The organism is Acidipila rosea (assembly GCF_004339725.1).
Classification (GTDB): domain Bacteria; phylum Acidobacteriota; class Terriglobia; order Terriglobales; family Acidobacteriaceae; genus Acidipila; species Acidipila rosea.
This window is the reverse complement of record NZ_SMGK01000007.1, coordinates 93,918-118,013: the sequence shown is the minus strand read 5'-3', so window position 1 is coordinate 118,013 and position 24,096 is coordinate 93,918. Positions and strand designations below refer to the sequence as shown.

Sequence of the window (24,096 nt, the reverse complement as noted above, 5' to 3'; positions counted from 1 at the left end):
AAGAGGCTGGATTGCTGCTTTGAATGGAGTTCCCGCTGTGTCCCAATCAGTTTCTGATGTCAGCCATCGCCAGCGCTACCTCGGCCTGCTCGGCTGCCGTCAAAGGTAGAAGCGGCAGCCGCGGACGGCCACCATAGTAGCCGTTCAGATCGCAGGCATACTTCAGTCCGGGCACACCAAGCTTCCCGGCTACAAAGGCGGCTGCGGCTATGATTCGCTCCTGCTTCTCCCCCGCCAACTTCGGGTCGTTTTCCTTCCAGGCCGTAAATATTTCCTGGCAAGCTTGGGGGGCGCAGGCGGCGAAGGCCAAAACAGCCCCACTGCAGCCAGCTGCGAGCGACTGGCTGAGCTTTTCTGCCGAACCACTCAGCACCTGGAAACCAACCTCTCTGGTCCGGGTCTTGAGCGCGGGCTGAGGAGGCGCAACGGCAACAGCGGCGGCATCCGTGCCGAGAATGTCAGCGGGGATAAAGTTCGCCGCCGAAGCATGCTTCTCTGCCAGCATCCTGGCAGTAACGGCTGTAAACGTAGTCGTGACGGTGACGGTGCGCTTAACACCCGAGGCAGTGGCCTCGATAATCTGCGCCAGTCGGGCGACGTTCCCGCTCGAATCCTTGAGGCCAATGATGTTCGGATGCTGCGCAAGTTCGGCGATGATCTCTACAGGCAGATCGTAGTGCGTGAACTTGGGAATGCTATAAAGCACGACCGGGAGGGCGGAGCGATCGGCAACGGCGCGATAGTAGGTCAAGATTTCCCGCGGCTGCATCTGGGGGGCGTAGTAGCTGGGAGTACGCACCAGAACTGCGTCATAGTTCTTCTCCGCAGCGAATTCGGCCAGTCGCAGGGTTTCGCTGACGCTGTCGCGGGCGATGCCAGCCAGCAGGACCTTATCCGCAGCAGCTGTTTCCCTTGCGACGCGCAGCACCTCTCGCGTCTCCTCATCCCCGAGCATGACGGCTTCGCCCGTCGATCCCAACACCACCATTCCAGAAAGTGGTGTTCGCGAGTAGCGAAGAACATTGTGTTCCAGTTTGCGGAAATAAAGCCGACCGTCGGGATAGAACGGCGTAGTGATCGCGGAAAAGATGCCTTCGAGCAGCATGCTCTCATTCTACGGTTTTGCAGCCCTACCACCAAAGCAGTAGAGCGAATTGCGTTGCGAGGCATTACTTTTATTCATAGAGGAAACAACGGTTCAATGAGTGGAGTTGCAGCGCAGGATATTGAAGCCGACGGAACGACGATGCTTTCCGCGCTTATCTGGTTTCTGGTCTATGCCGTTCTAAGCCTGATGGCATATGCGACCTTCATGTTCACCGTGACGGCCCTGCTCAAGACAGGAGTGCTGCCTGATGTGGTGATCCCGCCGGCACTGATTCTGGCACTTTCCTTCTCTATCCCTATGCTGACGGGTCTCCTGCTTACGCGAATGTGGCCCAGTCATGCCGCTACCTTTACCTGGATCGCAGGACTGATCTGGTTCATGATCGTGGGATTGTGGATCCTCGATATGCCGACCGCGCCGGGAGCCTGTTTTCACTGTGGTGCGTCTGAAAAGCTCTGGTTTACCTTCTTCAGCCTGACACAGGACAGCGGGATGATTCAGGGACAGGGACGCTTTATCGGCACCTGGCCCGCGGCGGCGATGATCGGTTATTCCGTCGGTGCAAAGATCGCGATGAGAAAGCAAGGTGCCTCGGCAACCAGCGATGCGGCGTAATTGGCTCCTGATCACCCTTCTTTTGTTCTTTGGTTCGCGGCAGGGCTATGCGGTAGAACTGAGGTTTTCTGCAGCGTCCCTGCAGAGAACACTGGAGACACAACTTTTCGCCTCAAATGACGGGCGCTACTTCCTGCGCGGGGATCAGCATTCCCCCTGTTATGTCTCGGCAGATTCGCCGCGTATCTCCTTTCAGCAAGACCGCGTTCTCGTTCACCTACACACCAATGCACGCCTGGGCACCAGGCTCGGCGGAGAATGTATCGGTATTCATCTTTCGCCAGAAGTCGATGTGTCCCTCGTGCCGGTAGCAGAAGGGGAAGCAATTGGCTTTCGAGATGCGCGACTGGAGAAGCTGAGTGGTTCCCGCGAACTGGACTTCATCCTGAAGCCCTTCCTCGCCCGGAAGATACCGTCCGCATTGAAGATTGACGCGGCAACGCTGCTCCGACAACTACTGGCTCACTCGGCGGCAGCGACGGGCTATACCCTGACCCTGGATAAGCTCAAGATCCACTCCATGAACGTCGAAGGGAATACTCTTGTGGTCGATGTCGATGGGGATCTGAGCGTAAATTGATGCCCGGCAGCCCTAAGGCTGGACAATCGAGCGACATCATACGACGATGGACGGGTGAAACCGTCCGCTCTCTTTCTCCTATTTGCCCTCTTTTCTGTCTCTGCTCTGGCACAAAGCGCCCGCCCGTCGCTGATTCCCGAACCACGTGAATATTCTCCCCGCGTGGATCTTCCGCTGGTTAATGGGGTCAATGTAGACGCGCCAGGCGGCAATGAAGATGATCGCTTTGCAGCGGAAGACCTCGGTTCGGCGTTCACAAGCCGCGGGGTCAATGCGCACACTTCAGCCACAGCGGTCCAGGTCCTGCTGCTGCGCGACACCTCTGCGCGGGGAAAGAAGCTGCTGCAAGACCATCATCTTGCTATCAACGCAGCAATGCGGCCGGAGGGCTACATCCTCTTTACTGAGCCGCATCATGTCTACATCATCGGACATACGGCCCAGGGACTTTTCTACGGTGCACAAACGGCAAAGCAGCTCATCAGCTGGTCGTCGAGCGAACTCATTTTCAAGGGCTGCACCATTCAAGACTGGCCCGCGATGAAGTGGCGCGGTGTTCACGATGACCTTTCACGAGGGCCGGTACCAACTCTGAACTTCCAGAAGAAGCAGATTCGCACCTTTGCGGCATACAAGCTGAACGTCTACTCGCCCTACTTTGAAAATACGCTGCAATACAACTCAAATCCCCTGCCGGGACTACCAGGCGGCTCCATGAGCCAGCAGGATGTGAAGGAGTTGGTGGAATATGCGAAGCACTACCACGTAACGATCGTTCCCGAGCAGGAGGCCTTTGGACATCTGCATCGCTGGCTGGAGTGGCAGCAGTATGCGAATCTTGGCGAGACACAGGCGGGCAGCGTGCTGGCACCCGGACAGCCCGGGTCGATGCGCCTGATTACCCAAACCTTCGGCGAGTTGGCTATGTTGTTCCCAGGACCGTTTCTCCACATCGGTGCGGATGAAACGTTCGAACTCGGCCGGGGTCAGACGGCCTCTGAAGTCAAGCAGCGCGGACTAGGCGCAGTGTATATCGACTTTCTCACGCGTATCCACGCAGAGCTGGCTCCGCTGCATCGGCGGCTGCTCTTCTGGGGCGACGTCGCCATGAACGATCCGCCGCTGGTCAAAAATCTGCCAAAGGATATGATTGCCGTCGCCTGGCACTATGAACCGGAACCAGATTTCAGCCGGTGGCTCTCGCCCTACACCAATGCGGGAATGGAGACCTGGGTCGCGCCGGGCGTAAATAACTGGAACCGCGTCTACCCCAACTTTGACACTGCGCTCAGGAACACTCAGGGCTTCGTCGCCGCTGGCCAGAAGGCTGGCAGTACCGGCATGCTCGACACCATCTGGAACGATGACGGCGAAGGGCTTTTCCTCGAGGACTGGTATGGTGTCTTGTTTGGTGCGGCTGCCTCATGGCAGTCCGGGACGAGCGATATTGCGCAATATCAGAAAGCCTACGGCCTCGTTTTTCACGGAGATCAGACCGGGGCGATCAATCAGGCGCAGCAATTGATGATCAACGCTCACCTCACACTGGCAAAAGCGGGCCTGGAGGATGGCCGCGACCTGCTCTTCTGGGTCGATCCCTGGAGCAAAGACGGGCAGCGAATAGCTGACAAAATCAGGCCCGTAATTCCCCAGGTGCGGCTCGATGCGGAGCGGGCCATCACCCTGCTCGCACAGGCGCGACACGGGACGGATCTGCGTCAGCAGGATGCGCTCGCTGCTCTTGAGCTTGGTGCAAGGAGAATGGACTTCCTTGCCTTCAAGTTCCTGACCGCAGATCAGATAGCCGATACCTATCGCCAGCTTTACCGCGAACAGAATAATCCCACGCTGCATAGCGCAGTCTCGCGCGATCTTTGGACCATCTCGGGAGTCAATGGACGTTGCCAGGACATTCGCGAGGGGTATGGGTATCTAAAGGATGACTTCGCTTCCGTGTGGCTGCTCGAAAATCGGCCGTATTGGCTCAACAATGTGATAGCGCAATATGAGGCCGCTATGCAGCTATGGATTGAACGAGGAGAGAAACTACGCCAGGCCCGGGCAGGCTGGGCAGCCGACCATAAGCTGCCCCCGCCTCAAGAGATCGGAATTCCAGACTAGCTGCTGCTCCTGGAGCCAAGGGCGCGATCGATGGATAAAGCGCCAGCTCCCTTGACCATAATGAGAACGCAAAGAGCAAGGACGAGCAGGTGATATTCATATCCCTCGCCCTTCTGCACTCCAAACCAGTTCATGAAGAAACCAACATGGATGTGAACGGTAAAAATCGCAACCAGCATGTCAATAGCAATGCCGAATGCGGCAATTCGGGCGAGACAGCCCAGGATTAGCCCCAGTCCGCCGAGAAACTGCGCCAGTATAGCGATAAGCGCCAAGGGAAGAGGTATACCCATCATTCCGAAGCCGTGCGCCGTCTGCATGAGCGTATGGCCACCAAACCAGCCCAGCGTCAACTGCGCGCCGTGCACGAAGAATACAACTCCCAGGACCAGACGCATCAGTGTCAGCGTCATATCGTTAGCGGTTGCGAATAGACCCTTCATATCAGTCTCTCCTTACAAGTAGTCGCAGACTGTCACAGGGGCGCTGCGAAAGCAAGCCCTATTTATGCAGAAGGGGGAGAAGCAGCGGCATCAGATCCTGTGCGACCTGTCGATTCCCCGGCGCTGTAGCGTGTATTCCGTCAGCCTGCATCCAGCCCGGCACCTTATAGACATTCCTCAACAGGAACGGCATAAGCGGCACTTTATATTTCAGCGCCAGCTCGGGAAATATCTTGTCGAAAGGTTTGATATAGTCAGGGCCGTAGTTTGGCGGCAGCGTGATGCCGGCAAGCAGCACCTTGGCGCCAGACCTCTGCAGCGTTGAAACAATCGTGTCAAGGTTCCGCTGGGTATCGGCAAGTGGCAGCCCTCGCAAACCGTCATTGCCCCCAAATTCGACAATAACAACAGCAGGATGAAGCCCAGTCACGTCTTTCAGCCGCTCCACTCCGTCTTTTGTAGTGTTACCGCTAATACCCAGATTTACGACACGGTAGCGAAGGTGCCGGGCGTTGAGGGCCTGCTGCAGGTAGTCTGGATAGGAGTGGCCCGGAGCGGCGCCATAGCCTGCGGTAAGACTGTCGCCAAAGCAGGCGACGACTGGCAAACCTCGCTGTGGGAAAGCTCGAACAGAGCAAAAGATGGCGAGCAGCGCAATAAGGAAGAAGCGGCGATTCACGAGTCGATTGTAGCAATGGGGTGGGATTGAATGATTGAAGTGCGCGGGCTCAAAAAGTCCATCACCAATGGCGCCAAGACGGTAGAGATACTTAAAGGCATCGATTTTATCGTGCCCCAGGGCCAGTTCGTAGCCATCATGGGCTCTTCCGGCAGCGGAAAAAGCACCCTGCTGGGGCTGCTTGCCGGTCTGGACACTCCGACCGAGGGTCAGGTGCTCGTAGATGGAACCGACATCAGCCGCATGCCCGAAGATGAGCTTGCCCAGGTACGCGGGCGCAAGATTGGATTCGTCTTCCAGTCCTACCAGCTCATTCCAACCCTGACTGCTCTTGAAAACGTGATGCTGCCCCATGAACTGAACGGCGGTAGCGGCGATGGCAGAGCGCGTGCTACCGCTCTGCTTACTTCGGTAGGACTTCAGGACCGACTGCAACACTATCCGATTCAGATGTCCGGCGGTGAACAGCAGAGGGTTGCCCTGGCACGCGCCTTCGTGCTTGACCCACCGCTCGTCCTGGCAGACGAGCCCACCGGAAATCTGGACTCGACGAATGGGCAACACGTGCTCGACCTGCTGACAGAGCGCCAGCGTGATGCGACGACTACCCTCGTGCTGGTGACCCACGACCCTCAGATTGCAGATCGTGCAGACCGGCGCATCATCCTGCGCGATGGCCGCGTTGTGGCCGATGAAGTAGCGGTGCGGGTCTAGTTATGAGCACCGTCACCAATGCCCCTACTCTTGCATGGAAAACCGCCGCAAAGATTGCGATACGCGAGTTGCACGCGTCGCGGGCGAAGTTCCTTTTTGTAGTGCTGTCGGTCGCGATCGGAGTTGCGGCACTGACCGGCGTCCGCGGCTTCAGCGAATCGTTTCAGAAGGCGCTCCTGAACCAGGCGCGCAGCATCATGGCCGCCGATCTTTCGGCACGCATGTTTCACCAGACAACACCGCAGCAAAACCAGCAGCTTGATGCTCTGGCGGTTCAGGGAGTTCGGCGGACGACAGTGACGGAGATGGTGTCGATGGTCTCGGCCGAAGGAGATCCGGTGCCGCTGCTCGTCTCACTCAAGGTGGTCGACCCCGCTGAATATCCTTTCTATGGCACGGTTCAGCTCGATCCGACACAGCCCTTCACCAATGCACTGACCGACAACACCGTCGTCGTGGACGACAATCTGCTCGTGCGCCTGCGGGTTCGGATCGGAGACTCGCTGAAGATCGGGGGCCAACACTTCCGCATTGCCGCGGTTCTACTGCGAGAACCCGACCGAATGACCGCGGGCATTGGCCTGGGACCGCGCGTGATGATGACACGACGTGCAGTCGAAGAGACCGGACTTCTGCAGCCGGAGAGCCGTGCCACTGAGCGGTATTTATTCGAGCTTCCACCAAATAAGGCGGAGATAGCCTCGATACGCGCGAAAATAGAGAAAATCCTGCCCGACGCGCAGGTGTCCGATTTCCGCGAGACCAGCCCTGCGCTCACCGAAGGCCTGAATCGCTCAACCAGCCTGCTAAGCCTTATCTGCCTGGTTGCCATGGTGCTCGGGGCTATTGGCGTTGCAATGGCCATGCGCTCGCACCTGCAGCAGCGAATCGAGGTGTTGGCAATCATGAAGTCGATAGGAGCGCGCTCTTCAGGCATCCTGCGGATTTATTTGCTACAGACGCTTCTGCTTGGATCCCTAGGTGCTTTGCTTGGCGTCATCATGGGTCTTGGCGTCGAATGGATCTTTCCCTCGCTTCTGGGAAAGCTCCTCCCGCTGCGTCCACCGCTTACGATTCCCTGGCGATCGATCTCTGCGGCCTTTGGCACGGGCGTTCTCACAACCCTGCTCTTCTGTCTGCCACCGCTATTGGATATCCGGCATGTGCGCCCCAGCGTTGTGCTCCGACGGACGATAGAGTCGGGCGGCGATGGCACGCGCACGATGATAGGGCGTCTACGGACAAACAAGGCCGAGTGGCTCTCAATTATCGTGATCGTCGCCGCACTGGGCGGTATCGCCGCAGCACTGTCGGACTCTATGGTTGTGGGCAAATGGTTTGCGGCCGCACTCTGTACACTGCTTGTCTTCGTGCTGGCGTTGGCGTCGGCAACGCTGCGTGTGCTGCACGCGTTTCTTGACCGCACCCGTCTACACCTCAACTCTGCGGTACGCCACGGGCTTGCGAACCTCTACCGCCCAGGCAACCAGTCCGCTGCTGTGCTGGCAGCCCTGGGCACTGGCGTGATGCTGATTCTCAGTGTCTTCCTGATGCAGCGGGCAGTCGTGCACGACATGCGCCTCACCGCCGACCCTAAAATTCCCAACGTGTTCCTCATCGATATCAGCTCAACAGAGCTACCAGGGTTAAAGAAATTACTATCCGGGCAGGCCGGCGTGCAGGGAAAGATGGAGGCTCTGCCGATCGTGTCCGCCCGGGTAGATTCCATCGATGGGGTCAAGACAGAAGATCTGAAGGTCAAGAACTACCCCAAGCGACTGCTGCGGTCGCTCTCGCTCACATGGTCAGACGCGCAGCCGCCGGGAGTAAAAATAATCGCCGGCAAATGGTTTGCCGCCGGCAATCCTGACGGAATCGCCATTGCGGACCGGGTTGCGAAAAGACTTAAGCTGCATCCCGGCTCTGAGCTTGTCTTCTACGCTGGAGAGAGGATTATTCGCACCCATATCTCAGCCATCTACAACACCGATGGCCAGCACGTATGGGAGCGCAGCGAATTTATCCTTCCATCCAAGGCGCTCGAAGGACTGCCGACAATCTGGTATGCGGCCATTCACGTTGATCCGATGCGGATAGGGGCAGTGCAGCGAGCTGTTTTTGATACATTCCCCACCGTCACAGTCATTAACATCGCTGACATCCTTGAAACGTTGCAGGGACTTGTCCATCAAATCACCGTTGTCATCCGTTTCCTGGCAGGCTTTTCGATTCTCTCCGGAGCAGTCATCCTAGCGTCAAGCATCGCAAGCACCCGCTACCGGCGCATCCGTGAAGTGGTTGTCCTCAAGACACTCGGAGCAACACGGAACCGGATCGCTGCTGTCTTCAGTGTCGAATTTATGGTACTGGGAGTGCTCGCGGGCGCTGTGGGTGCAGTGTTTGCAAATCTTCTCAGCCGGATACTACTTCATAAAATGGATGTTCCATTCCATTACTCCTGGGTGGGAAGCGTCGCTGCTGTGCTCGGAACGGCCATTCTCGCAACCGCCGCAGGATGGGCGGCAAGCTTTCGCATGCTGGGGCAAAAACCCCTTGAAGTGTTGCGCGAAGAGTAGGCACGTGTTGACCGGAAACGACTTCGCTTTTACTATGAAGAAGCGGCAAATCGGTATTGCCCCCTCGTTCAATGGTAGGACAGCTGCCTCTGGAGCAGCCTATCGGGGTTCGAATCCCTGGGGGGCAACCAATGTCACGATTCGCACCCTTCCTTTCTTCAGTACGCCCCCTTAAAGCCCCTACCACTCACGTGCGATAGATATTCCTTTCAAGGAACCTGTTGCGGAAACGGCCTGCAGGATCATAGTTGCTGGCAAGGCCTTGAAAGTCGGCATACCTCGGATAGAGCTTCTCCAGCCGCCCTTTCGGAGTGGTAAATAGCTTAGCCCAGTGAGGGCGTGCATTGAAGGGCGCTAGCTTCTCCTCAATAAGCGGCAGAACCTGTTTGACCGCGCTCTCCTCGGGCTTCCATGTAAAGTGAATCGCCATGGAATCGCGTTGATAGGCCATGCTCATCCAGAGATCGTCAGCAGCGATGGTCCGGAGTTCGGAGATAAGCAGATGCGGGGAAATATGGTCGCGCAACTCTTCGACGGCGAGGATAGCCCGGTACGCGTGATCACGCGGAACGAAGTATTCGGTCTGGAGCTCTGCCCCGCTGGATGGAATGAAGTTCATCCGGAAATGCGGAAGGCGATCATACCAGGGGCCCGGAATTCCTTGTTGCTCGGTGCAGTTCTCCGGAGAGTGGCCAGCGAGTGGATGCAGCTTTGTCTTCTGAAGCGTTGCTCCGTAAAACAGCGGAGGGAGAGGTGCGACAGAGGCACCTGAGGTCGTTTGCTTCAACCAGACCTGGGTTGCACGATGTTTCTGCCAGTCAGTGAAGAGGCTTACGCTGTAGCCTGAGGCGAAGATGGCATCGAGGTTATGCTCCAGCTGGTCAAAGGAGAGATTTTCATAGACAACCTGTGCAATTTGAAAGGTGGGAATCACTTTGAGCGTGATCGAGGTGATAACACCGAGTGCTCCGAGCCCAACAACCGCTCCGGCAAACTGATCAGGGTTGCCCGCGCGGGTCAGCGTGACAAGCCTGCCGCTTCCGTCAATGAACTCCATCGCGGTGACGATCGTCGCCAGATTGCCATTGTGAATACCAGACCCATGACTCGCGGTAGCGCAGCCGCCCACAATTGAAATGTGCGGCAAAGATGCGAGGTTATGCACCGCAAATCCCTGTGCATCCAGCCACGGAGCCAACTTGCCGTAGGTCACGCCCGCGCCAACGGTCACTGTACGAGCTTCCCTGTTCAGCGTCATTGTTTCAAGCTGCTTGAGGGATATCTGGTCACCTGTCGTATCGGCGATATCGTTAAACGAGTGGCGTGCCCCAAGGGCCTTGGCACGCGGCAACGTCTTCACCAACTGCTGAACCTCGGACGCGCCTGATGGCTGATCTAAATGAGCGGCCCGGTAGGTGTAGTTCCCTGCCCAATTCGTCCGCGGGTCTGCTGTGGTTGCTGCAACAGAGACGTCTGCGGAAGCAAAACCAGCAAGAGCGGTTCCCGCGAGCACCGCTCCCGATCCTTTTAGAAACTGCCTCTTATCCATGTTCCCCTCTTTGTTGCTCATACTGAATCTACAGCAGCGAATCAACCGCACAAGGCTGCTGGAAGAAATTTTCCATTTGTTCCCTGTTGGCGCTGATTACTGGATATCGAAGTATGCCCGACCTCTGGAACCCGATCGTGTCCTAAATTGCTGCATTCATGTCGTGGCGCCATGGCCACCGCAGGCCTAACGTTTCTCTTATCCAGCATTAACTCCAAGGAGATACGGACGTGACTACTACTCATACCACCACCGCCATCCCAGACACCAGACTTGCCAAAGAAGCAACAGAGATCCTTCGTGAACATGCGACGGACTTGATCTTCAACCACTCCATGCGTGTGTACCTCTTCGCAGCGGAACAGGGCCGCCAGGCCAAATTACAATTTGATCCCGAATTGCTCTACGTCAGTGCTGCATTTCATGACCTTGGTCTTAGCGAATCATTTTCGAGTTCGGACGAACGCTTCGAGGTCGACGGTGCAAATGCCGCACGCCAATTTCTGGCGATCCACAAGATCCCTGAGAACCAGATTCAGGTCGCGTGGCGAGCGATTGCGCTGCATACCACACCGGGCGTGACGCAATATATGGAACCGGAAGTTGCACTGCTGTTCTCCGGTGTAGGGCTCGATGTGCTTGGGGATGGTTTCGATGTTTTTCCCTCCGATGTTCGCGAGGAGGTCGTCGCCGCATACCCACGCATCGACTTCAAAGCCGGGATCGTAAAGGCATTCTTCGGGGGCTTCGCACACAAACCAGCTTCTACGTGGGGCACGGTCAAGGCTGACGTATGCGAACGGTTCATTTCTGGCTACAAAAGTCCAAACTTCTGCGATCTGATCGCGAATTCGCCATTTGCGAACTCAAATGCCTGATAAACCTTCAGGGCTGATTCAGCTGACTTCACTGGAGGCCAGCTGAGCATCTCATTGGCGGGCGGTATTTCACTTGTGAATGGACACCTTCCATAGATCACACGGCGGGATTATCTAAATTTACGGTTGAAACGACGGCTGTAATCACCCGCTGTCACACCAAGGATACGGAGAAAGGTACGCCGCATTGCATCCGCATTCTGGAATCCGCACGCGTCCGCTATCTCTTTCAGTCCCATGTCAGAGCTGTCGATCATTTGCTGGGCTGCCTCGACACGTAAACGATCCACAAACTGGCCTGGATTCATCTTTGTCTCTCGCAAACAGGTTCGGGTGAAGTGACGAGGACTCATCCCGATATGCTCAGCCAGACGCTCCACGGTGAGGTTGTCGCGGAGATGCTCCATCATCCACACCTGCAGCTCACGAAGTGGCTGCGACGTGACAGCCTGATGGGAGAGCATATGACTGAATTGTGCCTGTCCACCCGGGCGAACAAGGAACATCACCAGTTTACGGGCGATATCAAGTGCTATTTTGTGTCCGTGATCCTCCTCCACCAGAGCGAGGGCCAGATCCAGACCGGCGGTAATTCCTGCTGACGTGTAAACAGCTCCATCGCGTATGTAGATAGGATCAGGAGTAACGAGTACTTTGGGAAATTCACGCGCAAGCCGATCGCAGAACTCCCAATGGGTGACTGCCTTCTTCCCATCAAGCAGGCCTGCCGCAGCCAGCGGGAAAGCCCCAGTGCAGATGGATGCTATCCGCCTTGATCTGTCAGCGGCGTCACGCAGCCACTCGAGGAAAAGGTCATCATAGTGGCCGCCTTCAGCCCCAGGACCACCCGCGACCAGGAGAGTATCGATGGGTGAGTCGAGATATTGAAGAGATTTCGCGCCAGTGAGGGAGAGGCCTCTGCTCGTAAGCAGGAGGCCATGTTCATCCGGGCTCGCGAGAATAATCTCGTAACCAGGCGCCTGCGAAAACACTTCAAGCGGTCCGGTGATGTCGAGAATCTGTACTGGTGGCGGCCCGGTGATGAGTACAGTGCGCATGACTGGATTGTATGGATTTGCCGGTCAGGTGAGAGATGAAAGGTTCATAGTCTTAACCGATTGGGTTTATGCGTATCGTACTGTCCAGGCAGCAGAAATCAGTTTCGTCGCAAGGCACTCCTACCATCTGCAGGAGCATAACGCGACGATTGCCTGACCTCTATATAATTAGCCGCAACGAGTGGCCACCGAAAGACATATCTGGATGCAGGGAGAAACACTTGAAACCGGGAAAATTCAACTTAACACGCTCCATCGTTAGTTCTGCTCTCACTGTCTTTGCGTTATCTGTATCGATACCCGCCCAATCGCAAACTTTTCATAATGCCCCGGCTTCGGCTGCCGGCCAGGAAAACCCCTTCACCGGCCAGCAGAATGCAGAGGCAGGCCAGAAAGTTTTCGGGCAAAGATGCGCAGCCTGCCATGGTCAGAATGCTCAGGGGACAGGTAATATCGTTGCGCTCGCTCACGGAGCAACACAGACCGCAAAGCCTGGTGAGATCTTTTGGTACATAACCCGCGGCGACCTTGCAAACGGGATGCCGTCGTGGGCAAGCCTGCCAGCCGAGCAGCGCTGGCAGATCATCACCTATTTGAAGACTTTAGGTAGTCCTGGCGGAGCCCAGCTTGCTCCCGCCAGCCAAAGCGCACCGGCAAGCACTGGAACACTCAACGCACCTCCCCCAAAAGCCCCCTTCACGGATTTTCGATTTGAAAAGCCCGGGACGGTTCACAAAGTCACAGTGCAAGACCTCCCTGCGCCGTATGCGACCCAATCGGCAGGCAACGGCCCCCAGATCGTTCCTCGCCCCGACAATGTATGGCCGCAGGCTCCCAAAGGTTTCAAGGTGGAGCTCTATGCCAGCAACCTCGATGCTCCCAGGCTCATTCGTACTGCTCCGAATGGCGACTTCTTCGTCGCTGAAAGCACAAAAGGTCAGATCATGATTTTCCGCGGAATTACTCCTGACGGAAAGCCGAAGATGACCAGCGTCTTTGCCACCGGTCTGAACAAGCCCTTCGGTATTGCCTTTTACCCTGCGGGCCCGAATCCGCAGTGGGTCTATGTAGGAAATACAGACTCTGTAGTTCGTTTTCCTTACAAAAACGGGGATCTGCAAGCGAGTGGGGCAGCACAGCACCTGGCGGATCTACCCGGCGGCCGCGGGCACTGGACACGTGACGTTCAGTTTTCTCCTGATGGCAAAAAAATGTTCGTTGCTGTCGGCTCAGGCTCTAACGTCGATGATCCGGATACACACCCCGCAGAAAAGAATCGTGCCAACATTCTGGAGTTCAATCCGGACGGTTCCGACATGAAGGTGTATGCATATGGCATCCGTAATCCTGTCGGGTTGGCAGTCAATCCGCAGACGGGCCAACTGTGGTGCTCAGTTAATGAGCGCGATGCACTGGGTGACAACCTTGTTCCTGACTACATAACCCATGTAGAGCCGGGCGGCTTCTATGGCTGGCCGTGGTGGTATATGGGTGCACATCAGGATCCCAGGCTCGCGGGCAAACATCCGGAACTGAGGGACAAGGCTATTGTGCCCGACGTACTGCTGCAGCCGCATAACGCCTCCCTGGAGATGACCTTCTACAACGGCAAACAATTTCCGAAGGAGTATGACGGAGATATTTTTGCAGCTGAACATGGCTCCTGGAACCGGGCAGTTCGGTCCGGCTACGAGGTCATTCGTGTCCCGCTGCATCAGACCGGACACGCCACAGGCGAATACGAGGACTTCCTCACTGGCTTTGTGCTCCCCAGCGGCGATGCCTGGGGTCGGCCAGTAGGCGTCACCACTGCGCCTGATGGCTCACTGCTGGTCACAGACGACGGCTCCAACTCTATCTGGCGCGTCTCCTACACGGGCCAGTAGCGCGGCTGTCTAAGTTAGAAAATCCACGGCGCAACCAGGAAGCTCTTCCTGGTTGCGTCTTTTTCAATGAAGATCAGAAAGTGGATCGACGAAGTCGTAGCGTGTCCGGATGGCCTCGATCATATCGGACGACACATCGTTGGGCGTTCCTGAACGAGACGCATTCTCAATCTTTTCAATAGTTTTCGCGAGCGGGTAGTCTCCAAAAACATCCGCAATCCATCGCGAGAGATCGTTTCTTTTCAGATGATCTGCAAGCGCCGAGGCAGGCCATGTCTCAAGGACTGAGACTAGTTGACGAAGAGACCGTGCGCGTTCGTCCGACATCTGGCCATATCTCCAGAAAACAAATTGATTCCCTTCCGAGACAGGAATATCTATATATTTCGCCACATGGCGAACATGGGGAGTCAGGCGGGGAGCCAGATGTATTCGGGTCACCTCACCCTCCGACTCCAACGTGATAGGCAACGCCGCTGCCTCACCTATGGCCATGCCGGCAAACATGTGCATCCAGTCCGCCTCGCTCATCCTGCCCGTCTGAGCGCCACAGATATTTCGGAGAGTAGCGATCTCTGCCGGATCGGACTCCCGAGTTACGATGACCGCCTCTACATTGGCCAGAATGCTTGGATGGAGCTTGGAAGCTCTATAGCTTACGAGGATATAAGAACGCGCATCCAGGTCAAGCAAGCCCTTTGAACCCTCGTCATGCAGAAAATAGTGCGCTTCATCTACAACGATGCGATGGGGCAAGCCGGTGTAGTGTCTTAACGTTGCAATAGAGGGAAGGAGATTTCGTACATATTCCAAACGTAAATGCTGTGGAGTATGGGACAGATCAATCACTACGCTAACATCGCCATGGCGCAAGGCTCGCAACAGGTCACGAGGACGTGGCAGTGGGTCCTCCCCTCCAAATACGATAACGCCGGGAAGAGCTTCCAGCGAAGTGTAGTCGCCCTCTGGGTCAACGATCAGCAAAGAGTACCCAAAAAGAATTAATTGTTCGCAAAGCAGACCAGCCGCCCATGATTTGCCGGACTTCGTATCTCCGGCAACTAACACAGTACGGCCTCTGACAGCGAGCGTAAACGGATCTCCTGCATCCGTATATCCAAGCAGCAAGCTGCGGCGGGTCTTAAGCGAAGTCGGAATCTGGTGACTGGAAGCTAAGGTCAATAGATAATCTGCAACCGCTTCTGGACCCTTTCCAGGAAGCACATAGTCAGCTGTAGCCATCAGCACAGGGCTGCCCCACGCCACGGCAGTTCCAATTTCGCAGGAGCGGAGCAATTCATGGTCGTTTTCGGCATCACCAATAGCTACCGCATTGTGCGGAGATAGGCGGAGGATCTTGAACATCTCCCGCAGACCGGTCGCCTTACTGATAGCCTGGCCCAGAACCATGACTCGTCCTCTGTTGAAGATGAGCGCCAGAGGTAGCTCGAGTACCCGCAGCTTCTCCAGCAAAAGTGGAGCATCCTTAGCGTCTGCTTCAATAATCGACTGTCCCGACTTGAAGGCAACACCCTCAAGCCGAAGCGCGTTCAGCAGAAGCGCTGAAGGCGGTTCCCCAAGAAGCTTAGAATAGCCGCTCTCGGGAACGTAGATTACGGCGCCATTCTCCGCGACGACGGCGTCAACGAACTGAAGGTCGCCTGCCACCCTCTCCAACTCTGAGAGAATCCGTCCCGTCACTATGACGATCACAATATTTTGGGCGCGAAGGGACGCTATTGCCTGCCTTACTTCAGCATCAAGCACATCACTCTTCGCGATAGTGCCGTCGTAGTCCAATGCAACAGCTAAAAACCTCATCCAGGCCCCGGCTGCAATAGTATCCTCCTCGAGGCGAACTATAAATGGTGATCCGCTCACCATTTCGCTGCTATCGATGGCGAAGTAGAGCAATCGTTTGCTCAAAAGCTGACATATCCCACATTTAGAGCACTACTTTGCCTTCTACAAAAAATATGCTTGACAGCTCTCCTCGCTCGAATGTATCAACGTTTCCACATTCTGGATCATGTATTTCGCGCACTGGAAAACGTTCTCTCACGCGATTCGGAAATGATCCTTTGCCGTGACCTTTTCAAGGAGACTTGCTGTATGAGAGGCAACATCAGATCAATCACATACACCTTTGGCATTTTGATGGCTCTGTGTCTGGCATTGACACAGCCATCGTTCGCACAGTTCAGTGGCTCGCTCACTGGCACCGTGCAGGACCCCAGCGGCGCCTCTATTCCAAATGCCAAACTGACTCTCGCTAACGATGCTACAGGCGAACAACGGTCCACAACCTCGGATGCCACAGGCCTATATCGGTTTGTGAGTCTTGCGCCGGGCAACTATCATCTCAATGCATCCGCCGCGGGCTTCGCAAACTCCGTGACTCCGGTCATTTTGCAGACCAATCAGATCCTCGACATTCCCGTCAAGTTATCCATCGGCAGCCAGGCGCAAACAGTAGAGGTCACGACACAATCTCCAGTACTCGACACAGCGGATACCCGCATTCAGGAGACGCTATCGACGCAAACACTCTCGACCTTGCCTCTAGCCGGTCGCAGCATGGTCTCTCTAGTTACGCTCGCGCCCGGTGTTACCGGCACCGGTATCACATCGAACGGCAGCCCTGGGTCGGGGCGAGACAATTACTCAACAGAAACCCAGGTAGACGCAAGTGCCAATGGCCAGGGCGCCGTGGGCAACATGTACATCATCGACGGACTTGATGTCACCAGCTCAATCCGTCCAGGTGTTCTCAATCTCACACCTAATCCGGACTCGATTCAGGAAACCAGCATCCAGACGAACACTTACAGCGTCGACTATGGACGCGCCAGCTCCGTCCAGATGACGATGACGACCAAGTCGGGAACAGACCACTATCACGGAAACATAAGCGACTATTTCACAAACCAACAGCTCACGGCGGGAACTGAATTCACGCACAAATATCCACCGTTTCACAGCAATAACATGTCGGGAACCATCGGGGGCCCAATTGTTCCTCATCACAACTGGGGATTCTTCTTCTTCTCCATAGAGCCGTTGCGAGCATCAAATGCTGTGACCGAAAGCATCACCTTCGAAGACCAGGCATTTACGCAATTTGCTGCTACGGCCTTTCCCGACACAGTTGGCACCAAGATTCTTACCAGCTATCCCGTCAGTAAAGTTGCGGATGTGACTGTGGCCGCTACAGCCGCGAGCCTCTACCCTGTCAACACCAGCGGTTCACCTATATGCGGAACAGCATCAACATTCAACCTCCCGTGCTCGACTGCAATGATCGACTCGGCAAATTACTCTGACACCGCCTATCGCAATGGCATGCAATACAGTATTCGCCTCGACAAGGACTTCAGCAGAGACCGTCTCTACGGCACCTTCTACCGAACTACACTTAGCAATAACAACCCCAACGCACGCACTGCATTCCTATCGACCAATAACTTTTATCAATATGCGCTGCAGGTCAACGAAACACATACCTTCAGCCCGAATACAATCAACGAAGCAGCCTTCGCGGGCATGCGGGTCGAAGGCATTCAGCCCGCCACCGGACTCTTCACGGTTCCCGTGGTTAACGTAACAGGCCTCAGTTCTGGATTTGGCGATGGCTTCGCACAGGGCGACTTTATTCAGCACAACTACCACTGGCGCGATGTGCTTACACATGTCATCGGCTCACATGACATCAGAGTCGGATATGAAGGCCTGTTTGCAGACGATGTAGAGGTCTTTGACGGCCCATACGATCAACCAAACTTCCAATTCAATAATCTGCTGGCACTTGCTACTGACAATGTCTATACGGAGACAAATGTAGCCTATGATCCTCTAACCGGGCAGAAGTCTCAGTACAGCTGGAACGCCGCCGGAACTACAAGTGGAGCATTCATCGAAGACAACTGGAAAGTAAATTCGCGTGTGAACGTGAATTACGGATTGAGGTGGGATGATTATGGCAATCCGTACTCCCGCAGCGCCAGTACGGCATTTGGCAATTTCTTCTTCGGCCCCGGACAGACAGAGCAGCAGCAGATTGCGAATGGCATCGTCGTTCGCCATACACACGCCCTCAACCGAGCTATTACAGATGTGTTCAGTCCGCGCGCCGGCGTAGCCTGGGACGTGTCCGGCGATGGCAAATGGGTAGTGAAAGGTGGAGCAGGAATCTTCCACAACTGGCCGACGTTGGCCAACCTTCAGGAAGAATTCCGAGGCAATCCTCCCGGAAACATCTTCCCCACTTTCTATGGCGGCCAGACTCCCGCCCCAATTTTTGGCTTCGGAACAAGCAACAGCAAGCCCTACAATTTTCCCTATCCAACCCTCCCGGCACGCCAACTCAATGCTGCAGGCGGAATCACAGGACTGCAATTTACAATTGGCGGTATCGATCCGAACCTGGTGTCCCCAGTTACATACACATATTCTGCTGAACTAGACCACGAAATCGGTTCACACTATGTAGCCGGAATTGCCTACACAGGGTCTAACGGACAAAATCTGCTCTCCGGCGGAGGTCAGGTTTTCAACGTAAGTTACGGACAGGACATTAATGAGTTGCCGGGCGATTTAATCATTCACAACAGCCCGATTCCTCAACGTCTTAACCCAAACTTCGGCCAGGTGCAATATACACGCAATGACCGGGTATCGAATTACGATGCTCTGATCCTCTCACTTCAGGGCAGATTCTCACGCGCATTCTTTAACGCGTCCTACACTCACTCTGTCTCGAAAGATGATACGCAGGTTTATCCCAGCTACATCAATCCACATCAGTGGTATGGGCCCTCCAACTGGGATGTCCCTAACCGCTTCTCACTTGCATGGAACTATCAAGTGCCCGATGTCAATCAGGGACTGGGGCTTGTAGGCCGAGTAGGAAGTGGTTGGGTTATTAGCGGGACCGCAATCCTTCAAAGTGGAAACCCCTTTAATGTGTACACAAACGCACCTTTCCAACCACTCACAGATGGTACGGGCAAATATGTAGGTTATGCTCCGGGCAGCGGCGACTATAATGCCGACGGCGATAACTATGACTTCCCCAATGTCAGTAGCTATCATTACGGCACAAGTCGCCACGCATATCTGAATGGGGTTTTTACACCGAGCAACTTCCCACAGCCTGCGTTTGGCACTGAAGGAAACGAAAGCTTCAACAGCTTCCGTCAGCCCAATTTCCAGGAGTGGGACGCTGCCCTCTTGAAAAACACCACTCTCCATGCGGGACTGGCAATGCAACTTCGCTTTGAGTTCTACAACCTGTTCAACAGGCCGAATCTGACGAACATGGATTCCAATCTACCGGATTCTAACTTCGGCAAGGCAACCGGACAACTACCACCACGCTTTATACAACTGGGAGCTAATTTGGTCTTCTAATGAAGCTCCGTCAATAGACGGAGTATGCCTATCATGCAGAGTAAATTCGACGAGCGCGCTGGCTTAAGGCCAGCGCGTTCACGATGCTTCTAGAGCGGAATCCAAATACTCGGTAATGGATCATCAAGACAAATACGTAGAACCAGTCTCGCCGCTCACTTCTGCGTGCTTGGCGAAGTCTGCTCAACATCTGGTTGCCACATTCAGCTATCTTGCCGTCACCACACAGTTACGAAGGCAGAACCCAGGTACGTGCGAAGCACCTCTTACAGGCAGCACCATCGACGCCTGCTTCCAGTCGGTAAATACCCCACTCGGGCGGCTGCATCCGTCCAACATTGCAGGAGCGTTATGACGTATTTCTCACGCAGAACATTTCTCAAGGCGAGCGCCACAGCGGCGGCACTGCAAGCCGTCTCGCGGCAGGGGCCCCTCTTCAGCCAGCAGGCGCCGCAACCACCCCGAACAAAACTTTCTCAGTTCTCCTATAGTGACGTGCAATTGCTAGACGGCCCAATGCTCGATCAGTTCAACACCAATCATGCATTTTTCATGAACCTGAGCGAGGATGCACTCCTCAAACCCTTTCGCCAGAGTGCCGGGCTTGCGGCTCCGGGCGAAGACATGGGTGGCTGGTATTCCTATTCAAAGGTTTTCGACCCGCCCCATAATATGACGGGCTATATACCCGGACATAGCTTCGGCCAATACCTCTCAGGGCTGGCACGCGCCTATGCAATCACTGGTGACAAGCCAACCCAGCAGAAGGTACAGAGGCTCGTCGAAGGTTTTGCTCCCACAGTTAGCAGGAAATTCTATGTCGGGTATTGCCTGCCGGCATATACCTTTGACAAGACTAACTGCGGACTCATCGATGCTCACCAGTTTGCCGGCTCAACGAATGCACTTGATGTACTGAATCATGCGACAGACGCTGTTCTGCCCTTCCTGCCGGAGCGTGCCCTAACACGTCCTGAAATGGCAGCGAGGCCACATCCCAACATTGCCTACACCTGGGATGAAAGCTATACCCTGCCGGAGAATTTATTCCTGGCATATAAGCGTGGGGCAGGAACGCGCTTTCGACAACTCGCAATTCGCTATCTGCAGGACCAGAAGTATTTCGATCCACTTGCGGCGGGGCAGAATATACTCCCAGGTGAACATGCCTACAGCCATGTCAACGCGCTTAGCTCCGCTGCGCAAGCCTGGTTAGTAATGGGCAGCGAGAAGTACCTGCGAGCGGCACACAATGGTTTCGATTTCGTGCGCACAACACAGAGTTTTGCTACCGGTGGATGGGGCCCAGACGAAAGCTTCCGTGCGCCAGGCAGCGGGGATCTGGGAGCAAGCCTCACCAAGACGCATGCGAGCTTCGAGACGCCCTGCGGCGCCTATGGCCACTTCAAGATTGCCCGCTATTTGATGCGGGCGACCGGAGATAGCAGATATGGCGACAGCATGGAGAAGGTGCTCTATAACACGATTCTTGGTGCCAGGCCCATTCAGCCTGACGGCCATAGCTTCTATTACTCGGACTACAACAATTCCGGGTCCAAGTTCTTTCACCCGGATAAGTGGCCATGCTGTTCGGGTACTTTTCCTCAGATCACCGCCGACTATGGCATCAGTTCTTACTTTCACGACGGGGATGGAGTCTATGTAAACCTCTATGTTCCTTCACGTGTTACATGGCGCCAGGGTGGAGCAAGGGTAAGTCTCGTACAACAGACGAACTATCCCTATCTTCCTGAGACAAGTTTAGAGGTAAAAATGGACCGCCCGGAACAGTTTGCAATCCGTCTTCGAATTCCTGCATGGGCAGGACCTGGAAGCACAGTGGCGGTCAATGGACGGCGCTCTAATGTGCAATTGATCCCGGGCACCTGGGCCACACTCCAGCAGGAGTGGAGAAATGGAGATCGAGTAGAACTAACCTTAAATATGCCACTTCAATTGGAGGCAGTTGATCCACAGCATCCCCGGGTTGTCGCATTGATGCAAGGCCCGCTAACGCTCTTCGCAATCGGGGATACACCGGGAAGCTTCACACGCCAGCAATTGATGTCGGCCCGACAGATTTCAAACGGGTCGAAAGAATGGCGGGTGAATTCTTCCTCCAAAGAGGTTAGGATGGTGAGCTTTCCTACCATCCGGAACGAAAAGTATCGACTCTATCAAGAGTTGGAGAGCTGATCCTTCTCCTGCTTAATGAAACTCAAGTGACTGAATGCAGAGCGATATAAATCCAAGGAATGAGGGCGGCGGCCATTAGTTGTGCCTGCTCGCCCAGGAGATGCCATGAGAACTATCCGCACAAAGATGAGCCGCCGAACCTTTCTCTCCCGGGCAGCCAGCGTTACCGCAGCTACCGCGCTGATGCCCGCTAGTTCCTTTGCCGCTCAACCTGTGCAGACTGGAGCCTATGCCGCTGATGCGCGCCTGTCTGCCAATCGGTGGCGAGACGAAGGAATTATTGATCTTTCTAACTCTCCTCATGCAAAGGTGAAGACTGTGCCGATTCGCGCAGTCGTCATTACAGATGGCTTCTGGTCGAAGCGACGTACAACCAACGTTGAAAGCAGCATTCCCAGCATGCACGACGAACTCCTTGCGCATGGACGTATGGATAACTTTCTTCGGCTTGAGGACAAGTCCAGCAAGCCGCAGCAAGGCCCCGTTTACTCCGACTCGGATATCTATAAGTGGACGGAGGCAGTAGGCTTCGTCCTGCAAAGTAGCGACCAACCTGCCTTGCGTGAGACAGTTGCCAAAATGATCAGCGAGATAGTTGCCGCGCAAGAGCCAAGCGGCTATCTGAACACTTACTATGTGGGCGATCGCGCTGCAGAGCGCATGCTTCCTCTCACACAGGAGCGCGGCCATGAACTCTACAACATCGGGCATCTACTTCAAGGATCTATCGCATACTACCGGGCTACAGGTGACCCTACCCTGCTTGATGCAGGCATACGATTCGTAGATAACTTCTTACTGCCTAACTATGGACCCGGCGTAAACCAGAAACCCATTGTTGCCGGCCATCCTGAAATCGAGATGTCGCTGATCGAACTCTATCGCACTACCGGCAATCGCAAATATCTTGATCTGGCGGGCTATATTTTGCAGGGTGACAGCCGTATTCCGCTCAAACCCAGCCAAATTGTTTACATGTTCTGTGGAATACCGTTTACCTCGCGTACCAAACTTGAAGGCCATGCCGTTCGCGCCATGTACGCCTGCTGTGGCGCCACAGATTACTATCTGGAAACCGGCGATCCAGCTTATCTGCACACTCTCAATACACTCTGGACCGATCTGATCACAGACCAGATGTACATCACGGGCGGGGTCGGCGCTCGCAGCGAAGGGGAATCCTTCGGCAATCCTTATGAGCTACCGAATGCTCGTGCTTATGGAGAAAGCTGCGCGGCCATCGGAAACATGATGTGGAACTGGCGAATGCTCGCTGCCACAGGAGATGCGCGACACACGGATGTAATCGAGCGCGCCCTCTACAACGGTATAAACTCCGGCATGTCCCTTAATGGAAAGCTCTACTGCTATCGCAATCCGCTAGCTTACGATTCCTCGACAGGAGACAAGATCCGAAATCCCTGGTATGACACCACATGCTGTCCGCCCAACCTGGAAAGGACACTTGCTTCCCTTCCTGGCTATATGTATGGAACATCTGAGGAGGGAGTTTATGTCCACCTTTATGACAACTCCGAGATGAACTGGCATCTTGCCAGCGGGACACCTCTGCGTCTGACGCAAAAGACAGAGTATCCCTGGGACGGAGAGGTAGCTATTACAGTGACTCCGCAAGCTTCTGAGATCTTCACAGTCTTCGTTAGAATCCCTGGCTGGTCAAAGCACTCCCGCGTCAAAGTAAATGGATCGTCCGTGGAAGGTGTGGTAGCAGGGCATTACCTTGCATTGCGGCGCCGCTGGAAGCCTAATGACATGATTCAACTGATATTTGACATGGAGCCTCAGGTGATCCATGCAAATCCGGCTGTTGCAGATGACACAGGACGCATCGCGCTGCAACGGGGCCCCATTGTTTACTGCATGGAACAGATGGATCAGCCTGCTGGTCATGATCCTGCCCAGTTCCCGCTATATGCTGCCCGTCTTTCCCCGGCGACTGAGATGCACTACGACGCACAACTCCTCGATGGTGTTGTTGTTCTTTCTCATCCGGGGGTGCTCATGCCTGCCGCTCAGCCAGATAGTCTTTACCAGCCGGAGCTGGACCGTACGACTGCGGGATGCGCTCCTACATCACTCAAAATGATTCCCTATTACGCATGGAACAACCGTGAGCCTACTTCCATGCAAGTCTGGATACCTGCCGCTGCAGCCGCAGAAGTCTGAATTATGTAGAGGAAGAATCGTACGACAGGCTCATGCTCAAACCAGCATCAGCCGCCGGACAAGCGGCCAGATTTCTGATTGCGCTATGGTGCCAGGG

The 24,096-nt window shown here is 55.1% G+C and carries 16 protein-coding genes and 1 tRNA gene; 11 read left to right on the top strand and 6 right to left on the bottom strand.

Going from position 1 to position 24,096, the window contains the following annotated elements; translation table 11 throughout:
* Positions 1-46: 46 nt before the first annotated feature.
* On the bottom strand, positions 47-1,105 hold the full coding sequence (locus C7378_RS16660; RefSeq protein ID WP_131999219.1) for a dihydrodipicolinate synthase family protein: 1,059 nt from the start codon (positions 1,103-1,105) through the stop codon (positions 47-49).
* Between the two features lie 96 nt (positions 1,106-1,201).
* Between C7378_RS16660 and C7378_RS16655 the strand changes: the two genes are divergently transcribed.
* From C7378_RS16655 to C7378_RS16645, 3 genes are read left to right on the top strand one after another with little or no spacing between them, the layout of a single operon-like run.
* Positions 1,202-1,723, top strand: a complete 522-nt coding sequence (locus tag C7378_RS16655; RefSeq protein ID WP_131999217.1) for a hypothetical protein — start codon at positions 1,202-1,204, stop codon at positions 1,721-1,723.
* On the top strand, positions 1,713-2,303 hold the full coding sequence (locus tag C7378_RS16650; protein ID WP_131999215.1) for a hypothetical protein: 591 nt from the start codon (positions 1,713-1,715) through the stop codon (positions 2,301-2,303). Before C7378_RS16655 ends, C7378_RS16650 begins: the two co-directional genes overlap by 11 nt.
* A gap of 54 nt (positions 2,304-2,357) precedes the next feature.
* Positions 2,358-4,424, top strand: a complete 2,067-nt coding sequence (locus C7378_RS16645; RefSeq protein WP_131999213.1) for a family 20 glycosylhydrolase — start codon at positions 2,358-2,360, stop codon at positions 4,422-4,424.
* On the opposite strand, the gene C7378_RS16640 is transcribed toward C7378_RS16645, so the two are convergent.
* Positions 4,421-4,867: a DoxX family protein gene (locus C7378_RS16640; RefSeq protein WP_131999211.1), complete on the bottom strand. Its 447-nt coding sequence runs from the start codon at positions 4,865-4,867 to the stop codon at positions 4,421-4,423. The two genes, C7378_RS16645 and C7378_RS16640, sit on opposite strands and share 4 nt — an antisense overlap.
* Positions 4,868-4,925: 58 nt before the next feature.
* Positions 4,926-5,474 (bottom strand): arylesterase, encoded by a 549-nt coding sequence (locus tag C7378_RS16635; protein WP_243648322.1) that lies wholly within the window; start codon positions 5,472-5,474, stop codon positions 4,926-4,928.
* Between the two features lie 102 nt (positions 5,475-5,576).
* On the opposite strand from C7378_RS16635, the gene C7378_RS16630 reads away from it, so the two are divergent.
* The 3 genes from C7378_RS16630 (at position 5,577) to C7378_RS16620 (ending at position 8,967) form a co-directional block, all read left to right on the top strand.
* A complete protein-coding gene (locus C7378_RS16630; RefSeq protein WP_131999209.1) occupies positions 5,577-6,260 on the top strand; it encodes an ABC transporter ATP-binding protein in 684 nt (227 codons plus the stop codon).
* A gap of 2 nt (positions 6,261-6,262) precedes the next feature.
* Entirely contained in the window at positions 6,263-8,836 is a 2,574-nt protein-coding gene (locus C7378_RS16625) for an ABC transporter permease (protein ID WP_131999207.1), read from the top strand.
* Between the two features lie 57 nt (positions 8,837-8,893).
* Positions 8,894-8,967: transfer RNA gene (locus C7378_RS16620), tRNA-Gln, on the top strand.
* 56 nt (positions 8,968-9,023) lie between these two features.
* On the opposite strand, the gene C7378_RS16615 is transcribed toward C7378_RS16620, so the two are convergent.
* Positions 9,024-10,385, bottom strand: a complete 1,362-nt coding sequence (locus tag C7378_RS16615; RefSeq protein WP_131999205.1) for a D-arabinono-1,4-lactone oxidase — start codon at positions 10,383-10,385, stop codon at positions 9,024-9,026.
* Between the two features lie 230 nt (positions 10,386-10,615).
* Between C7378_RS16615 and C7378_RS16610 the strand changes: the two genes are divergently transcribed.
* Positions 10,616-11,263 carry an HD domain-containing protein gene (locus C7378_RS16610; protein ID WP_131999203.1) on the top strand — a complete coding sequence of 216 codons (648 nt, stop codon included), beginning with the start codon at positions 10,616-10,618 and terminating at the stop codon, positions 11,261-11,263.
* Between the two features lie 110 nt (positions 11,264-11,373).
* Here the strand turns inward: C7378_RS16610 and C7378_RS16605 are convergent, their stop codons facing one another.
* Entirely contained in the window at positions 11,374-12,321 is a 948-nt protein-coding gene (locus tag C7378_RS16605) for a GlxA family transcriptional regulator (RefSeq protein WP_131999201.1), read from the bottom strand.
* Between the two features lie 221 nt (positions 12,322-12,542).
* Here C7378_RS16605 and C7378_RS16600 point away from each other — a divergent pair, with 221 nt between their 5' ends.
* Positions 12,543-14,207 carry a PQQ-dependent sugar dehydrogenase gene (locus tag C7378_RS16600; protein ID WP_424221500.1) on the top strand — a complete coding sequence of 555 codons (1,665 nt, stop codon included), beginning with the start codon at positions 12,543-12,545 and terminating at the stop codon, positions 14,205-14,207.
* A gap of 63 nt (positions 14,208-14,270) precedes the next feature.
* On the opposite strand, the gene C7378_RS16595 is transcribed toward C7378_RS16600, so the two are convergent.
* The gene (locus tag C7378_RS16595; RefSeq protein ID WP_207901462.1) at positions 14,271-16,133 is read right to left on the bottom strand and encodes an HAD family hydrolase; all 1,863 of its coding nucleotides are present in this window, start codon (positions 16,131-16,133) and stop codon (positions 14,271-14,273) included.
* Positions 16,134-16,319: 186 nt separating this feature from the next.
* Between C7378_RS16595 and C7378_RS16590 the strand changes: the two genes are divergently transcribed.
* From C7378_RS16590 to C7378_RS16580, 3 genes are all read left to right on the top strand, one after another.
* Positions 16,320-19,616, top strand: a complete 3,297-nt coding sequence (locus C7378_RS16590) for a TonB-dependent receptor (RefSeq protein WP_207901461.1) — start codon at positions 16,320-16,322, stop codon at positions 19,614-19,616.
* Positions 19,617-19,967: 351 nt separating this feature from the next.
* Positions 19,968-21,812: a beta-L-arabinofuranosidase domain-containing protein gene (locus C7378_RS16585; protein WP_131999197.1), complete on the top strand. Its 1,845-nt coding sequence runs from the start codon at positions 19,968-19,970 to the stop codon at positions 21,810-21,812.
* 105 nt (positions 21,813-21,917) lie between these two features.
* Positions 21,918-23,999, top strand: coding sequence for a beta-L-arabinofuranosidase domain-containing protein (locus C7378_RS16580; RefSeq protein ID WP_131999195.1), 2,082 nt, complete (start codon positions 21,918-21,920; stop codon positions 23,997-23,999).
* Positions 24,000-24,096 lie beyond the last annotated feature (97 nt).

Bases quoted from the DNA above. Each gene is read 5' to 3' on its own strand.
- C7378_RS16630 (WP_131999209.1), top strand. From the start codon at position 5,577: ATGATTGAAGTGCGCGGGCTCAAAAAGTCCATCACCAATGGCGCCAAG.
- C7378_RS16660 (WP_131999219.1), bottom strand. From the start codon at position 1,105: ATGCTGCTCGAAGGCATCTTTTCCGCGATCACTACGCCGTTCTATCCC.
- C7378_RS16640 (WP_131999211.1), bottom strand. From the start codon at position 4,867: ATGAAGGGTCTATTCGCAACCGCTAACGATATGACGCTGACACTGATG.
- C7378_RS16580 (WP_131999195.1), top strand. From the start codon at position 21,918: ATGAGAACTATCCGCACAAAGATGAGCCGCCGAACCTTTCTCTCCCGG.
- C7378_RS16615 (WP_131999205.1), bottom strand. From the start codon at position 10,385: ATGGATAAGAGGCAGTTTCTAAAAGGATCGGGAGCGGTGCTCGCGGGA.
- C7378_RS16585 (WP_131999197.1), top strand. From the start codon at position 19,968: ATGACGTATTTCTCACGCAGAACATTTCTCAAGGCGAGCGCCACAGCG.
- C7378_RS16590 (WP_207901461.1), top strand. From the start codon at position 16,320: ATGAGAGGCAACATCAGATCAATCACATACACCTTTGGCATTTTGATG.
- C7378_RS16655 (WP_131999217.1), top strand. From the start codon at position 1,202: ATGAGTGGAGTTGCAGCGCAGGATATTGAAGCCGACGGAACGACGATG.
- C7378_RS16625 (WP_131999207.1), top strand. From the start codon at position 6,263: ATGAGCACCGTCACCAATGCCCCTACTCTTGCATGGAAAACCGCCGCA.
- C7378_RS16605 (WP_131999201.1), bottom strand. From the start codon at position 12,321: ATGCGCACTGTACTCATCACCGGGCCGCCACCAGTACAGATTCTCGAC.
- C7378_RS16650 (WP_131999215.1), top strand. From the start codon at position 1,713: ATGCGGCGTAATTGGCTCCTGATCACCCTTCTTTTGTTCTTTGGTTCG.